Origin of the sequence: Pseudomonas sp. JS3066, assembly GCF_036328175.1 — a bacterium.
Taxonomy (GTDB): Bacteria; Pseudomonadota; Gammaproteobacteria; order Pseudomonadales; family Pseudomonadaceae; genus Metapseudomonas.
Genome location: NZ_CP143312.1, coordinates 5892505 through 5908303 on the forward strand (window position 1 = coordinate 5892505; position 15799 = coordinate 5908303).

Sequence of the window (15799 nt, forward strand, 5' to 3'; positions counted from 1 at the left end):
CTCAGGCCTGGCACGGGGCCGGGGCGTTGGGGGATTGGGCTGCGCGAGCGGCGAGTTTCTGGCGGCTGCGCTCGGGGTCGATCAGAAACAGGCCCAGCAGGCCTCCGGCCAGCAGGGCTGTACCGAACAGGCCGACGGCCAACTCGAAGCCGAGGACCAGATCGCCGCCTTCCCAACCGATGGCCTGGCCGACTACGTGGGGGGCGAGCATGCCGGCGCTGGTCATCAGGCCGATGTGGATGGCCAACATGCTGCCGCGCTGTCGGGCTGGGGCGATGTAGGCGACGATGGAGTTGGCGAAGGCGGGCAGCAGGTTCACCACGATCCCGCCCAGCAGGTAGAGGCCTAGCGTGGCGAGCAGGCCCTGTTCGAAGAAGCCCATCAAGCTGAGGGCGACGCCACCGATCAGGCAGGCCACCACTGGCGGCAGGGCCATGGCCACCCGCACACTGGCGCCACGCTTGAGGGCGCGCTGGGAGAGGCCGGAAACCACCAGGTTGAGGACGATCACCCCGACAGTGGCTGCCATTACCACGTAGCCGGATTGCATTGGGCTCATGTGCAGGCCCTTTTGCAGATACGTGGGAACCCAGCTGTAGATCAGTGCCGTGGGCAGGTAGGTGCAGAAGCCGGACAGGGTGATGAAGACGAAAGTTCGGTTCAGCAAAAGGTGGCGGTAGGACACGGCGCCATGGCCCGGTTCGTTCTCGGCGTCATCGTGCCCGCCCTCGCGGCCCACCATCAACCACAGCACCAGCCAGACGAGACCGATGGTGGCGAGGATCAGGTAGCCGGAGCGCCAGCCCAGGTGCTGGATCAGCAGCGGCAGCGAGAGTGCGCCGAGGATGGCTCCGAGCATGATCGCCACCTGGATCAAGGCAGCGGGAAGGACTCGCTCACGCCGGTCGTACCATTTGAAACAGGCGTGCTGGGTTACCGCGGTGCCTGGGCCGCAGCCGGCGCCAAGCAGCATGCGGCTCGCCACCAGGGCGAAGAGGCTGCTGGAAAGGGCAGTCAACAATTGGGCGGCCATCCACACCACCGACATGCCGGCGAGGATGCCGCGGCTCGGTAGGCGGTTGGCGAGGAAGCCCACCAGCACGCCGGAAATGGAGTAGAGGAAGAAGAATGCGCTGCCGATGAAGCCGAACTGCTCGGGTGAGAGCTTCAGCTCGTCGATGATCTGCGGGCCGGCGAAGGCGAAGATGCTCTTGTCGAGCACGCTGATGACCATCACGGTCATCAGCAGCGCTACCACCAGCGGGCGGCGGCTGTCGGAAGGGGCGTTCATGCGTTTGCCTCGTTCAGGCTCGTTTCCACCAGGCGTGCCCAGAGGCTGGCGCCGAAAGGGATGGCCGCGTCGTTGAAGTCGTAGCCGGGGTTGTGGACCATGCAGCCGCTCGGCCCGCTGTTGCCGTTACCCAGCACCATGTAGCAGCCGGGCCGCACTTCCAGCATGGAGGCGAAATCCTCGCTGCCGAGATAACCGCTGGGAACGCTCGTCAGCACCGCTTCCTCACCCACCAGCTCACGCGCCACCTGTTGCAGCAGTGCGGTTTCGGCTGGGGTATTGATCAGCACGCCGATGCGCTCTTCGTAGTCCAGGTCCAACTCGATGCCATGGACCTGGGCGACGCCCTGGCTGATCTCGCTGATACGTTGGCGCAGCAGCTTGCGGATATCCGGATGGGTGGAGCGAACGCTGAGCTTCAGCGTGGCCACATCCGGGATCACGTTATGGGCCTCACCGGCCTGGATGGCGCCGACGGTGACCACGGCCACTTCGCCGGCTGGCACGTTGCGCGCGACGATGGTTTGCAGCGCCAGCAACAACTCGGCGGCAGCGACGATGGGATCGCGGGCCTTGTGTGGCATGGCGCCGTGTCCACCGACGCCGATCAGGCGGATGGTCGCCACGTCGGACGACGCGCTCATGGCGCCGGGCTGGGTCAGGAAAGCCCCCACCGGCAGTCCCGGCATGTTGTGCAGTGCGTAGACCGCATCGCAGGGGAAGCGCTCGAACAGGCCGTCTTCGATCATGCGTCGCGCACCACCCAGAGTTTCCTCTGCGGGTTGGAAGATCAGATTGAGGGTGCCGTCGAACCGGCGGGTTTCGGCGAGGTAGCGTGCTGCGCAAAGCAGGATGGTGGTGTGCCCATCATGGCCGCACGCGTGCATCTTGCCGGCTTCGCAGCTGGCATGGGGGACGCCGCTTTCTTCCTGGATCGGCAGGGCGTCCATGTCGGCGCGGATACCGATGCTGCGCGCACTGCTGCCGTTGCGCAGCACGCCGACGACGCCGGTACCGCCGACGCCCGCGAAAACTTCATAGCCCCACTGGCGAAGGTAGCCGGCCACCAATTCGCTGGTGATCCGTTCCTCGAAGCCAAGTTCGGGATGCTGGTGGATCTGGCGCCGAATCTGCGCGAATTCATCCTGCCAGGCCAGGATCTGTGGGATGAGCTGCATGGTTTGCCCTTGTTGTCGTGTTCAGCATGGCGCGCAGCATGCCGCAGCCCAGGGTGGCCGGGATAATCACCTCTGGGCATGCGTATCGGCTTTGGTTATGCACGCACTGCGGCGACGGCAGCACGGTGGGACGAGGCGGATTGCCTCAGGAGGTGGGGTTCAGCGACTGGCCGGCCTTGGCAGCGGGGTTCTTGTAGGCGTAGACCAGCTCGTCGGTGAGCGCCTGGGCTTCGCGCGTCATCAGTTCCTGGTCGCGGCACACCAGCGAGATGTTCATCGGCGGCACCTGTTCCACCAGATCGATCATCTCCAGTTCCTGGCCGAGTTTGCGCACATGGTCGAGGACCCGCAGCGACCAATAGCTAATCGCATCGGTATTCAGCGCCAGTTCGGAGAACAACACCACCGAGGCGCATTCGATGATCCGCTCCGGCGGCTCCACCTGATAGTTCTCGAACATCCAGCCGACCCGTGACTGCTCCAGTGAGTCCTGCAGCAGCCATTCCTGGTCGCGCAACTCGTTCAGGGTGCGCACATGGCGCAGCGGATGGCCTTTGCGCACGGCAAGCACCGTCGGCTGGGTGAACAGTTCGGTCCAGTGGAAGCCGTCACTGCTGCGGGAGGCGGGCAGGGAGGTGAGCACCAGATCCAGCAGGCCTTCGCGCAGGCCCTCCATCAGCTTGGAGGGGCGCAATTCGTGGATCTGCACCTGCACCTTGGGGTAGCGCTTGCGGTAGCGGTTGAGGCTGGCGATGAACTGGGCGCCGGGCGTTACCGGAGAGACGCCGATGGAGACCTTGCCGTCCATGACGCCCTTGAGGGTTTCGATCTCGTCACGGGCGCGGCGCACCTCTTCGAGGATCAGCCGCGCGCGGCGTACCAGGCGCTCGCCGAATTCGGTGAGGGTGATGCCGCGGTTGGAACGCACCAGCAGAGGTACGCCGAGTTCGGCTTCCAGTTCCTTGATGCCCTTGGACAGGGCGGGCTGGGAAATGTGGAGCAGCCGCGAGGCTTCCTGGATGCTGCCACTCTCGCAGATCGCGACAATGGCGCGGAGCTGGTGCAACTTCATGAATGGGCCCGGATGAGTTCGGTGGTGGGGCCGACTGTAAGGCAAAAAGTGGGCCGGGTGCTGTAAAGAGACGTTTCAGCCGGTGCGGCTATGCAGAGCGTTCGCGGATTCGCTTCTCCCGTAGGGGCGAACTCATTCGCCAAGGGTGGCGTAGCTGCCCCCAGCAGTATTCAAGGGCAGACCTTCGGCCTGCCTGGCGATTGAAATCGCCCCTACAAGGTGTCCATGGCCCGATCCGGTCAAGAAAAAGGCGGCCCGAGGGCCGCCAAGGTGGAGCACGATGCAAATCAGCGGATACCCGTGGCGCGCAGGGCGTTGGGAGTGAACTGCTTGCGGCTGTAGTTGATGCCGAACTGGTAGGCGTTCTTCTCTTCGTTGTAGAGAGCATTCACCGCGTAGCGACCAGACTGCACGTCGTAGTGGGTCTCGGCGTTGAACAGGGGCATCTGCTGATCATAGAAGAAGCTGGTATGACCTTCGGAAACGCGCCACAAGTTGCCGCGACCGTCGTAGGCGTCTGCTTCGGCGGCTTGCCAGCTGTCTTCGTCGATAAAGAGATCGCGTCGCGAATAGATGTGGCGCTGGCCCGGCTTCAGGGTCGCGGTCACATGCCAGACACGGTGCAGCTCATAGCGAGTGTGCTCAGGATTGAGGTGGCCGGGCTTGATGATGTCGCTGTACTTCAGCTTGGGCGAACCCAGCTTGTAGGAGTTGTAGGGGATGTACAGCTCCTGCTTGCCCACCAGCTTCCAGTCGAAGCGATCCGGCGCGCCATTGAACATGTCGAAGTCGTCCAGGGTACGCATGCCTTCGGCGCCGGGGCTGTCGTAGGCGATCTGCGGCGCGCGACGCACGCGGCGCTGGCCGGCGTTGTACTGCCAGGCCATGCGCGGTTCCTTGACCTGGTTGATGGTCTCGTGGATCAGCAGCACACCGCCGGCCAAGCGCGCCGGAGAGAGGAATTCCTCGCGGTAGAAGTAGAGGATGTTCTCCATCTCCGTGGGCGAGTAATCGGAGAGGCCCACCGGGTAGGCCAACTGCTGCTTGACCAGGCTCGGCGTGTAGGCGCCATTGGCCTGGGGCGAGGCCTGCACCACCTGGCGCTGCAGGGACAGCCCCCGGTAGCGGCCGATATGGTTCCAGATCACCTCCAGGCCGTCCTTCGGGATGGCGAAGGGCAGGCCGCCGCTTTTGTAGTTCTGCAGGCCGTTGCCGTTTTCCGCCAGCTGGGTGTGGGTGGCATTCTCGCGGCTGGCGTCCAGGTAGCCCTGGGGCAGGCTGATGGAGCGACGGGTCGGGTACACCGGAATCCGGTAGCTGTCCGGGTAGCGCTTGAACAAGGCCAACTGGCCTGGGGTCAGCTTGTCCTTGTACTGCTCGGCGTTCTGCGCAGTGATGGTGAACAGCGGCTGGTCGGCGGCATACGGGTCGGAAAGGAAACCATCGGCATCGCGGGTGCCGGCGTCCTTGGCCAGGCCACCGGTCCAGGCCGGGATGCTGCCATCGGCATTGCCGGCCTTCTCCGCGCCTATGGGCGTGAGGTCGGCGCCGAGGCGCGTGGCCTGGTCGACAGGCACTGCGGCCAATGCCTGGGTGGCGATCAGGCCGAGGCCGATGCAGCCGGCGCGCAGGAGTCGTGAATCGATCATGTTCAATCTCATGTGCAGGGACCTCAGAAGCTCGCGCCGACGCTGAAGGCGAGGAAGTCGCGGTCGGTGTTGGTGTTGAAGTCGCCGCCGAAGTAGTCGGTGTAACTCAGGCTGGCGGTGTAGGTGGACAGGTAGTCGGCGTCGAGGCCGACGCTCACCGACTTGTTGCCTTCGGTGAAGGACGGGCCGTAGCCCTCGACGTCATGGGCGAAGGCCAGGTTGGGCTTTAGGTTCACACCGGCGATGGCGTCGTTGAACTCCAGTTGCGCGCGCAGGCGGTAACCCCAGGAGTTCTGGGTATAGAAACCCTTGTCGGTGCATTGGTCGGGGTTAGCGGTGTTAAGCAGGCGGGTGCACAGCTGGTTGCCGCGCAGCGTGCCCACACCGGGGATGGTCGCGGTGCCGTCCCCCGCCAGCGAGCCCATGCCGTAGACGCTGCTGCGGCCGAAGCGCAGGTCGGTACCGTCGGTGGAGCCGAGGTCGCCGATATGGCTGAAGCCCACCTCGCCGACGATGTTCAGGCGGTCCGCGGCCAGCACCTGGTCGAAGCTGTGTATCGCCGTGACCTGGGCCTGGGTGAAGGGCATGCGCTTGTAGCCCTGCACCGGGCTGCCGGGCGCCGTGTCGGCCCAGTCGGTATCGAAGATTGCCAGGCCCTTGAGGCGCAGCAGGTCCGTCAGTTGGCCAACGCTGGCCGCGGTGGAAACATCGGTGCCATTGAGCGCCAGCGGCATGTTCGGCCGGTGGCTGATCTCGCCTGACAACGCGGTGCCATCCGGGGTGGTGGTGGCGAAGCTGATGCCGTAGAGGCGGATGTCTTCGGGGTAGGCCAGGTGGTAGCGTGCAGTCGCCGGGCCTGGCGCGCCGTTGATGGCGGCCAGGCTGGGGCGGCCCACGGTCCACACGCTCTCCGGGGTGCGGCTGTGGTAGTTGAGCGCGTAGAAGCCGAACTCGGTGTCGTTCAGCTCCGGTACCAGCCAGCGCAGGGCCACGCCAAACTGGCCGCCGTCGCGGGCGTCGTCGTCGGCCTCGCGCGGTACCCAGCCATAGCGTGCAGGGTCACGATCGAAGTCGGTGCCGAAAGTGGTCATGCCGAGGTTGCAACCCTGGGGCGCGGTGTCGCTGCCGAAGAAGGTGCCGCAGTTGTCCAGAACGGTCTTGTCCCACTCCAGTTGGTAGAAGCCTTCCACCGAGAGGTTCTCGGTCAGGCCCTGGGTGGCGTAGAGCATGTTCACCGGGATCAGGCCTTCCTTGATCTCCGAGCCCGGTCGACGGAACGAGGCAACGTCGGTGGGGTTGATGGCGTTGATACCGTTGCCGATGAAGGTGCTTTCGCCCCAGCTCACCACCTGTTTGCCGGCACGCACGCTGCCCGGCAGGTCATCGATCAGGTAGTTGTGGTAGACGAAGGCGTCCAGCAGCTGGGTGCCGGATGATTTGGCCGCGTTGTCGCGGCCGCTGTCGTCTATGTCGTAGAGCGGGCGGTGCTCATCCTTCAGCTCGAAGTCGTACCAGTACTTGCCGCGCAGGAAGACGCCGGTGTCGCCGTACTTGAGTTCGAGGTCATGGATGCCCTTGAAGATCTTCGAGAAGGTTTCGCCCTTCTTGAAATTCAGTCGTCCGTCGTCGCTGGTGCGGGTCGACGCGGTTCCACCGTTGGCCTTGCCGATGAAGGCAGCGTCGGCCTCGTCCATCGCCCAGCTGGCGCCGATGGACAGCGACGAGTCGAAACGTCCCTCGATTTCCCCGATATTGAAACTGGCGGCTTTTGCAGGTTGCGCGCTCGAGAGTGCTACAGCCAGGGCCAGAACGCTGGGATACATGGTCCCCGCGCCTTTTGTTGTTCTTTTCATGATGCTCTCCGCCTGGTCAAAGAAGGCCCGCGGAAAGACCCGCCGGGCACACGCTTCTTTGCAGCCTGATGACAGGTGCGGGGGCATCCTAGGTAAGGCGGTGGCGTCCTGACCTCTGAATAATCCTTATGCCCATAGCCAAAGGTGAGGATGGTGGACGTGCGGGAAGCGACGGGGAGGGAGCAGAAACCCGGAAACACCGATCTGGTGGGCGCTGGCCGCAAATAACCGGGGGTTATCCCGATAAGCAGGATGTGAGGGTGATGCGGCGTACTGGCGAAACCGGCACCGATTGTGGGAGCGAATTCATTCGCGATTCAAATCGCTTGTACATAAATAAAAAGGCCGGGACAGTGCCCGGCCTTCTTGTCTTCTACGCAGAACTCAACGCGGCAGGTTGAGGTTCTTCCAGACCGCCAGGCTCGGTTCAGCCTGGTTCAGGGTGTAGAAGTGCAGGCCAGGGGCGTCGCCCTGGAGGAGCTGTTCGCACATCTCGGTGATCACCTGCTCGCCGAAGGACTGGATGCTCTGCACGTCATCGGCATAAGCCTCCAGTTGCTTGCGGATCCAGCGCGGGATTTCCGCGCCGCAGGCGTCGGAGAAGCGGGCCAGCTTGCTGTAGTTGGTGATCGGCATGATTCCCGGTACCACCGGGATATCCACACCCAGCTTGCGAGCACGTTCGACGAAGTAGAAGTAGCTGTCGGCGTTGAAGAAGTACTGGGTGATCGCGCTGCTGGCGCCGGCCTTGACCTTGCGCACGAAGTTGGCGAGATCGGCCTCGTAGCTGCGCGCCTGGGGGTGGACTTCCGGGTAGGCGGCGACTTCGATATGGAAGTGGTCACCGGTTTCCGCACGGATGAACTCTACCAGTTCGTTGGCAAAGCGCAGCTCGCCGCTGGCCATGCCCATGCCCGATGGCAGGTCGCCGCGCAGGGCGACGATGCGCTGGATACCGGCGTCCTTGTAGTGGGCCAGCAGGGCACGAAGTTCGGCCTTGCTGTCGCCGACGCAAGACAGGTGCGGGGCGGTAGGCACCTTCACCTCGCCGTCCAGCTGCAGCACGGTCTGCAGGGTACGGTCGCGGGTGGAGCCGCCGGCACCATAGGTGCAGGAGAAGAAATCCGGCTGGTAGTTGGCCAGTGTGCGGGCGGTGGCCATCAGTTTTTCGTGCCCGGCTTCGGTCTTGGCGGGGAAGAACTCGAAGCTGTAACGGCGTTCTTGGGACATGGGTCTTTCCAGGCTCGGGAGCTAGAGACGGAGGGCGTACCCTCCGCCAGGCTGAAAACGGGGGTGAACGGGACGGGCCCGTCCACCCGGACCATCAGTAGCGGTAGGTGTCCGGCTTGAAGGGGCCTTCCACGGTCACGCCAATGTAGTCGGCCTGCTGGCGGGTCAGCTGGGTGACCACGCCGCCGAAGCCCTTGACCATTTCCAGGGCCACTTCTTCGTCCAGCTTCTTCGGCAGCACTTCCACGGTCAGGCGCTGGGCCTTCTGGTCAGCCGAGAGGTTGGCGAACTTCTGCTCGAAGAGGTGGATCTGCGCCAGCACCTGGTTGGCGAAGGAACCGTCCATGATCCGGCTCGGGTGGCCGGTGGCGTTGCCCAGGTTAACCAGGCGGCCTTCGGCCAGCAGGATCAGATAGTCCTCGTTCAGCGGGTCGAAGCCGTCATTGCCGGTGCGGTGGATCTTGTGCACCTGGGGTTTCACTTCTTCCCAGGCCCAGTTCTTGCGCATGAAGGCGGTGTCGATTTCGTTGTCGAAGTGGCCGATGTTGCAGACCACAGCGCGCTTCTTCAGGGCCTTGAGCATGTTGGCGTCACACACGTTGACGTTGCCGGTGGTGGTCACGATCAGGTCGATCTTGCCCAGCAGCGCGGCGTCGACGCTGGCTTCGGTGCCGTCGTTCAGGCCGTTCTTGTACGGGGAAACGACTTCGAAGCCGTCCATGCAGGCCTGCATGGCGCAGATCGGGTCGACCTCGGAAACCTTCACGATCATGCCTTCCTGGCGCAGGGACTGGGCCGAGCCCTTGCCCACGTCGCCGTAGCCGATCACCAGTGCCTGCTTGCCCGACAGCAGGTGGTCGGTGCCGCGCTTGATGGCGTCGTTCAGGCTGTGGCGGCAGCCGTACTTGTTGTCGTTCTTGCTCTTGGTCACCGAGTCGTTGACGTTGATCGCCGGGACTTTCAGGGTGCCGGCCTTGAGCATGTCGAGCAGACGGTGCACGCCAGTGGTGGTTTCTTCGGTGATGCCGTGGATCTTCTCAAGCATCTGCGGGTATTTCTTGTGCAGGATCTCGGTCAGGTCACCGCCGTCGTCCAGCACCATGTTGGCGTCCCACGGCTGGCCGTCCTTGAGGATGGTCTGCTCGATGCACCACTCGTACTCTTGCTCGGTCTCGCCCTTCCAGGCGAAGACCGGGATACCGGCGGCGGCGATGGCGGCAGCGGCCTGGTCCTGGGTAGAGAAGATGTTGCAGGACGACCAGCGCACTTCGGCGCCCAGGGCGGTCAGGGTCTCGATCAGCACGCCGGTCTGGATGGTCATATGGATGCAGCCGAGGATCTTCGCGCCTTTCAGGGGCTGCTGGCCGGCGTACTTGCGGCGCAGGGCCATCAGGGCGGGCATTTCGGATTCGGCGATGATCAGCTCGCGGCGGCCCCAGGCGGCCAGGGAAATGTCGGCGACCTTGAAGTCGTTGAAATCGGCAGGCGTCATGACAGCGCTCATGCGTGAGTCTCCATTCGTAGTGTGCGAATGGGCGCCGTTGATGCGTTTGTCGATCAGCGGGTTGCCGACCGGGTCTACGCCCCTTCCGAGCCTGACAGGCGGAGCCTGATTCGAAACAGGCACCACTTGCTGCAGCGCCCCTCGGAAGGGAGGCGGGAACGACCGGGCTGTGCCGGTCGTTTGGAAAACCTGCGGATTATAGCGACGCTGGCGGGCAAGCCCAAGGCTTTCCGTCGCCCCGACGAGCACCTATCGCCGCCATTGAAAGCCTTGCCGCGACAAGCGGTGGATGGCCGTTCATGATCCATTCCATCCCACACAAGGAGGACGTTGCATGAACTTCCATACGCGTAAATGGATCAAGCCCGAAGACCTCAACCCCAACGGCACGCTGTTCGGCGGCAGCCTGCTGAAGTGGATCGATGAGGAAGCGGCCATCTACGCCATCATCCAGCTCGGCAACCAGCGCGTGGTCACCAAGTTCATCTCCGAGATCAACTTCGTCAGCTCGGCGCGCCAGAGCGACATCATCGAGCTGGGCATCACCGCCACCGAGTTCGGCCGCACCTCGATCACCCTGTGTTGCGAAGTGCGTAACAAGATCACCCGCAAGAGCATCCTGACCATCGACAAGATGGTCTTCGTCAACATTGGCGAAGATGGCTTGCCGGCGCCCCATGGCAAGCGGGAGATCACCTACATCAAGGACCAGTTCAAGGAATAGGCCGCGCCATTGGCCGAGGTGCCGATCATTGCGAACGGCCGGCCATGGCTGTGTGTGAAAGGGGAGGGCAGGCTCGCCGCCTGACCCGACCCTCACGGAGCTGCCATGACCCTTGCCTACTGGTGCGTACTGATCGCGCTGTTCCTGCCCTACCTGTCCACCGCCGCGGCCAAGTTCACCGGGGGTGATTTCGGTTTCCGCCAGAACCACGATCCGCGCTCGTTTCTCGCCAGTCTCGATGGCTGGCGCAAGCGCGCCCACAACGCGCAGCTCAATGCCTTCGAAGTCACTCCGGCGTTCGTTGCGGCGGTGATCATCGGCCACCTGGCCGGCACCGCCAGCCAGGACACTCTGGATATGCTCGCTGTCGCCTTCATCGCCAGCCGCGTGCTGTATTTCATCTGCTACCTGGCCGACTGGGCTGCGTTGCGTTCCGTGGTGTGGTTCGCCGGCATGAGCTTGATCGTGGCAGTGTTCGTCGTTTCCGTCTGATCCCCGCGGTCAGCGGTCCCAGGCCTCTTGCGCGGCGGCCAGCTCGGCTGGCACCTCCTCCAGCTTGGCCTGGCGTTTGGCGATCAGGGCGAGCGGGCGGGAAAGGTGTCGCTTCATCGGTTTTCTCCTTGGCTGCGAACGACCTGATTGTGGCTGGAGAAGCGCGTCGCTACGGCGCGGATCTCCAATTCCATGTTCTGCGACAAACTGTCGCCAGGCTTGGTATTTGCCGGACAGGTGGGGATACTGTCGCCCGCCTCCAGTCCTACCCGTGATCCTGTCGATGAAAGCCATGAAGCTTCTGATCCTTGCTGCCGCCTGCCTGGGCCTTGCCGCCTGCGGTGGCGTGGACCCCAATTCGCCGCTGGGCAAGCGCCAGGCGATCTTCAAGGAGATGCTGCGCACCAGCGAGGATCTCGGCGGCATGCTGCGCGGCCGTATCAGCTTCGACGAGCAGCGCTTCGCCACTGGGGCGGCCAAGCTCGACCAACTGTCCCGCGAGCCCTGGCAGCACTTCCCGCAGGTTCAGGAAGGCGACGCGGACAGCGCTGCTCGTGACGAGGTCTGGCAGCGCCAGGAGCGTTTCAAGGAACTGGTGCGTGAGCTCGAGGCCAGCACAGGCCAGCTTGCCAGCGCAGCCCAGGCCCGTCCGGTTACCGCCCAGGGCGTTGCGCCGCTGGTGCAGAAGGTAGAAGACAGCTGCGAGGCCTGTCACAAGGAGTTCCGCGCCTACTGAGGCGCGGAAAATCCATCTACCCCGGTGACCTCAAGGTGGTCCGCCAGCGCGAGTACCTCGCGGTGCTGGAAGAAGGCCACCAGTTGTCTGGCCTTGCCCGGCCCGACGCCCGCCAGTTTTTGCCATTGCGCGGCTGTCCTGCCCGCCAGCGCCTTCCAGCCCCCCTCCGGCTCCTTCGCGCCTGCGGGCGGTACCCCCAGCGCGTGCAGCCATTGCCTGAAAGGCCGCCCACGGGCTTGCTGGAAAATTTCCGCCAGGGCGGTCGCGCGCGTCGCGCCGATGCCCGGCCTAGCCGCCAATGCGGCGGCGTCCAGATCCAACCAGCCCAACAGGCCATTCAGTTCCAAACGCGCCCAGGTTCCGCGTCCCAGCCCTTCCAGCGCCAGGCCCTTGGGGCCACCCAGCCACTCAAGGCGTGAAAGGAACTGCTCCTGGCAACCGGGTTCCGGGCGAAAGCAGCTGAGGGCGTGATAACGGCTGGGCGAAGGCGCCTCCACCAAGGGCCGTTCGGTAGCACGCAAAACCACGGATTCAAGCCGTGGAATGGTGAGACCGGCCAGTGCAATGGCGACCTGGTCGCCGGGGCGGATATCCAGTTCATGCCAACGCCTGAGCGAGCCAAGGCCGACGCGTTGTATGCGCCGGCCATCCAGTTCGACCGGCGACAGTTTCAGCAGCGGCGTGACCCGACCGGTGCGCCCCACCTTGAACGCTACTGAACGCACCTCCGCCAAGGCCTTGGCGAACGGGTACTTCCAGGCCACGGCCCAGTTCGGCGGTTGCGGCTTCCAACTCCCTGCCGCGGGCCGCGTACCCTGGCGAATGACGATGCCGTCACTGGCAAACGGCAGTGGCGAGCGGTACCAGCGTTCGCGCCAGGCAGCGATTTCTTCGGCGCTTGCGACGGGACGGCTCAGCGCCACGGCATCGGCGAAACCCATGGCCTGAAGGCCTTGCAGGCGCTTTTCCATCTGCGCCGGCCCGTCCGGCCAGTCCCAGGCGAAGAAACCAATGCCGCGGGCATCGTGCTTGGCCAGCGCCCGTCGATTGAGCAATCCGGCTACTTTGCCGCGTGCACCCTGGCCCCCGCGTTGTGCCTGTACATGGCCTTCCAGCCGCCAGTACAGCTCACCCTGGAGTATGGCGTCGTCGATGCCGGCCAGACGCTCGGGAACGGCGGCAATGCGCCTGGCCTGATGCGTCCAGTCCTGCCCCTGGCTGCCGTCGCCCCGGCTGATGGCCCGGACCAGGCGGCCTTCGCGATAGACCAGGGTGACGGCTACGCCATCCACCTTGGGCTGGACCCAGAGGTCACGGCGTTGGCCCATCCAACGGCGCAGGTCGTCGATGTCCCGCAACTTGTCTAGGCCCGTCTGAGCAACCGGATGGAGGGTCTTGCCGGGGTTGCCCGCAAGGGGATCGCGTACTGGCGATGCTGCATCGGGAAAGCAGTCACGCAGGAGGGCGAGTCGCGTACGGGCCTGGTCGTAGAGTTCGTCGTCCACCGTCGCGCGGCCCTCGCTGTGATAGGCGAAATCCCAGTCGGCGATTCGGTTTGCGAGGGATGCAAGTTCGGCTTTGGCGCGGTCGCTTTGCCAATCAGGGCAGGCGTCGGCCAGGGCGAGGCCGGGAAGGAAGAAGAGAAGGGATGTCCAGGGTTTCATGGCGAGCCTCCTTGCTCATCGGGAAGGCGGCCAGTCTAGGAGCGGGATTTGTCAGCGGGCGCTGAATCGCTTGTCCGTTCGGGCGTGGTTGGTTGTGGGCATTCGGGATCGCCCCGGTTGCCCAACAAAAAGCCCCGCACGAGGCGGGGCTTTCTGCAGATCGGTCAGGGCTTAGACGCCGGCGGCGATGCGCAGGGCTTCGGCCTTGTCGGTCTTCTCCCAGGTGAACGCGGTGAAGGTGTCTTCGCCGTAGGTCATTTCATAGGGATTGCGACCGAAGTGGCCGTAGGCCGCGGTCGGCTGATACATCGGGTGCAGCAGGTCGAGCATCTTGGTGATCGCGTACGGACGCAGGTCGAAGTGCTCGCGAACCAGCTGGACGATCTTCTCGTCGCTGATCTTGCCGGTGCCGAAGGTGTTGATCGAGATGGAGGTCGGCAGGGCCACGCCGATGGCGTAGGACACCTGGATCTCGCAACGCTCGGCCAGACCGGCGGCGACGATGTTCTTGGCCACGTAACGGCCGGCGTAGGCAGCCGAACGGTCAACCTTGGACGGGTCCTTGCCGGAGAATGCGCCGCCACCGTGACGGGCCATGCCGCCGTAGGAGTCGACGATGATCTTGCGACCGGTCAGGCCGCAGTCGCCCACCGGGCCGCCGATCACGAAGTTGCCGGTCGGGTTGATGTGGAACTGGGTGTCCTTGTGCAGCAGCTCGGCCGGCAGCACGTGCTTGACGATCAGCTCCATCACGCCTTCGCGCAGGTCGGAGTACTTCACGTCGGGGTTGTGCTGGGTCGACAGCACGATGGCGTCGATCCCGACGACCTTGCCGCCTTCGTAGCGGCAGGTGACCTGGCTCTTGGCGTCCGGACGCAGCCACGGCAGCAGGCCGGACTTGCGCGCTTCGGCCTGACGCTCCACCAGGCGGTGGGAGAAGCAGATCGGGGCAGGCATCAGCACGTCGGTTTCGTTGCTGGCGTAGCCGAACATCAGGCCCTGGTCACCGGCGCCCTGGTCTTCCGGCTTGGAGCGGTCAACACCCTGGTTGATGTCGGGGGACTGCTTGCCAATGATGTTCAGGATGCCGCAGGTGGCACCGTCGAAGCCGACGTCGGAGCTGTCGTAGCCGATGTCGATGATGACCTTGCGCACCAGCTCTTCCAGGTCGACCCAGGCGGAGGTGGTGACTTCACCGGCGATGATCGCAACGCCAGTCTTGACCAGGGTTTCGCAGGCAACGCGAGCGTGCTTGTCCTGGGCGATGATGGCGTCGAGGACGGCATCGGAAATCTGGTCGGCGATCTTGTCCGGATGGCCTTCGGACACGGATTCGGAGGTAAACAGGGAGTATTCGCTCATCTATCGGTTTTCCTATTCGTTACCGGTGGGTGAGTTCGCTTCGTGAATCCGGTTTGGCGAAGTGCCGCACCTGAATCTGAAAGCCGTTTCGCAAGCCAATGTAGAGGCTCTCGCCGGGCGTGAGCCCCGCGGCATTGGCCCAACGGGCCAGGTCGTCCTGTTCGAAGCCCAACCATAGATCGCCGCAGGCCTCCCTGGCCCAACTCTGGTTGTGGCTGCACAACTCGGTCACCAGCAGCGCGCCGCCAGGCTGCACTCGCTGGGCCAATTGTTTCATCGCATCGGCCGGCGCCGCGAAATGGTGCAGGACCATGTTCAGCACCACGCAGTCGGCGGCCGCCTGCTCGTCATTCAGGGCATCGGTCAGTCGCAGTTCTACGTTACCGAGGCCTTCTTCGTTACAGCGCATGCGCGCCAGTTCCAGCATGGCCGGGCTGTTGTCCAGCGCCGTGACCTGGCTGAATCGCCGTGCCAGATCTGGCAGGAAACCGCCGTCGCCGGGGCCGACTTCCAGGGCGGTGGAGCCGGATTCGAAACCCAGTGCGTCAAGCAATGCCAGCACGCTGTCACGGTATTGCGGCAATCCTGCGATGAGGTCTTGCTGCGCCTGGAATTTTTCCGCCGCACGGGCGAAGAAGTCGCGGCTGACCGCTTCGCGCTGGGCATGCACTTCGGTGATGCGCCCGGCGATGTCTGTCGGTAGCTCCAGCTCGTCCACTTCGGCCAGCAGGGCCGCGTGCAACATGCCGCCGATCCGCTCGTTCTGCGCCAGGGCACGGCGATAGAAGATCGCGTTGCCTTCGCGCCGGGTGGCCACCAGGCCTGCCTGGGACAGCACCTTGAGGTGGTGGCTCATGCCGGATTGGCCGGTGGCGAAAATCTGCGCCAGCTCCAGCACTCCGAACGAGTCGTTGGCCAGCACCCGCAGCACGTTCAGGCGCAGCGGATCACCGCCGGCCTTGCACAGGGCGGCCAGCTCGTCGCTGTCGTCATGACGGATCTGGGGTACGCGCAGGCTCATAGGTGGCGCAGTCTAGCCCCCGG

The 15799-nt window shown here is 64.3% G+C and carries 13 protein-coding genes and 1 riboswitch; of the genes, 3 read left to right on the forward strand and 10 right to left on the reverse strand.

Features of this window, described 5'->3' with window-relative positions:
• Position 1: 1 nt before the first annotated feature.
• The 7 genes from SA496_RS27665 to ahcY form a co-directional block, all read right to left on the reverse strand.
• Positions 2-1291: an MFS transporter gene (locus SA496_RS27665; protein WP_330114779.1), complete on the reverse strand. Its 1290-nt coding sequence runs from the start codon at positions 1289-1291 to the stop codon at positions 2-4.
• Complete coding sequence (locus tag SA496_RS27670; protein WP_153918768.1) at positions 1288-2469, reverse strand: M20 aminoacylase family protein; 1182 nt, start codon at positions 2467-2469, stop codon at positions 1288-1290. Before SA496_RS27670 ends, SA496_RS27665 begins: the two co-directional genes overlap by 4 nt.
• Positions 2470-2614: 145 nt before the next feature.
• Positions 2615-3541, reverse strand: a complete 927-nt coding sequence (locus SA496_RS27675) for a LysR family transcriptional regulator (protein ID WP_330114780.1) — start codon at positions 3539-3541, stop codon at positions 2615-2617.
• Positions 3542-3828: 287 nt separating this feature from the next.
• Entirely contained in the window at positions 3829-5190 is a 1362-nt protein-coding gene (locus SA496_RS27680) for a DUF1329 domain-containing protein (protein WP_330114781.1), read from the reverse strand.
• A 23-nt stretch (positions 5191-5213) separates the two neighbouring features.
• Entirely contained in the window at positions 5214-7043 is a 1830-nt protein-coding gene (locus tag SA496_RS27685; protein WP_330114782.1) for a DUF1302 domain-containing protein, read from the reverse strand.
• A gap of 384 nt (positions 7044-7427) precedes the next feature.
• A complete protein-coding gene (metF, locus tag SA496_RS27690; RefSeq protein ID WP_330114783.1) occupies positions 7428-8273 on the reverse strand; it encodes a methylenetetrahydrofolate reductase [NAD(P)H] in 846 nt (281 codons plus the stop codon).
• A gap of 94 nt (positions 8274-8367) precedes the next feature.
• Positions 8368-9777 (reverse strand): adenosylhomocysteinase, encoded by a 1410-nt coding sequence (gene ahcY, locus SA496_RS27695; protein WP_120653526.1) that lies wholly within the window; start codon positions 9775-9777, stop codon positions 8368-8370.
• A gap of 22 nt (positions 9778-9799) precedes the next feature.
• Positions 9800-9926, reverse strand: a riboswitch (S-adenosyl-L-homocysteine riboswitch).
• Between the two features lie 185 nt (positions 9927-10111).
• Here ahcY and SA496_RS27700 point away from each other — a divergent pair.
• The 3 genes from SA496_RS27700 to SA496_RS27710 all read left to right on the forward strand — a co-directional run bounded on the left by SA496_RS27700 (position 10112) and on the right by SA496_RS27710 (position 11729).
• Entirely contained in the window at positions 10112-10501 is a 390-nt protein-coding gene (locus SA496_RS27700) for an acyl-CoA thioesterase (RefSeq protein ID WP_120653525.1), read from the forward strand.
• 105 nt (positions 10502-10606) lie between these two features.
• Positions 10607-10993 carry an MAPEG family protein gene (locus SA496_RS27705; protein WP_330114784.1) on the forward strand — a complete coding sequence of 129 codons (387 nt, stop codon included), beginning with the start codon at positions 10607-10609 and terminating at the stop codon, positions 10991-10993.
• A 283-nt stretch (positions 10994-11276) separates the two neighbouring features.
• Positions 11277-11729, forward strand: coding sequence for a c-type cytochrome (locus tag SA496_RS27710; protein ID WP_120653523.1), 453 nt, complete (start codon positions 11277-11279; stop codon positions 11727-11729).
• Here SA496_RS27710 and ligB read toward each other — a convergent pair.
• The 3 genes from ligB to SA496_RS27725 all read right to left on the reverse strand — a co-directional run bounded on the left by ligB (position 11723) and on the right by SA496_RS27725 (position 15776).
• The gene (gene ligB, locus SA496_RS27715; protein WP_330114785.1) at positions 11723-13393 is read right to left on the reverse strand and encodes an NAD-dependent DNA ligase LigB; all 1671 of its coding nucleotides are present in this window, start codon (positions 13391-13393) and stop codon (positions 11723-11725) included. The genes SA496_RS27710 and ligB overlap by 7 nt on opposite strands.
• Positions 13394-13564: 171 nt before the next feature.
• Entirely contained in the window at positions 13565-14755 is a 1191-nt protein-coding gene (gene metK, locus SA496_RS27720) for a methionine adenosyltransferase (RefSeq protein WP_120653521.1), read from the reverse strand.
• 19 nt (positions 14756-14774) lie between these two features.
• Positions 14775-15776, reverse strand: a complete 1002-nt coding sequence (locus SA496_RS27725) for an ArsR/SmtB family transcription factor (protein ID WP_120653520.1) — start codon at positions 15774-15776, stop codon at positions 14775-14777.
• Between the last annotated feature and the right edge of the window lie 23 nt (positions 15777-15799).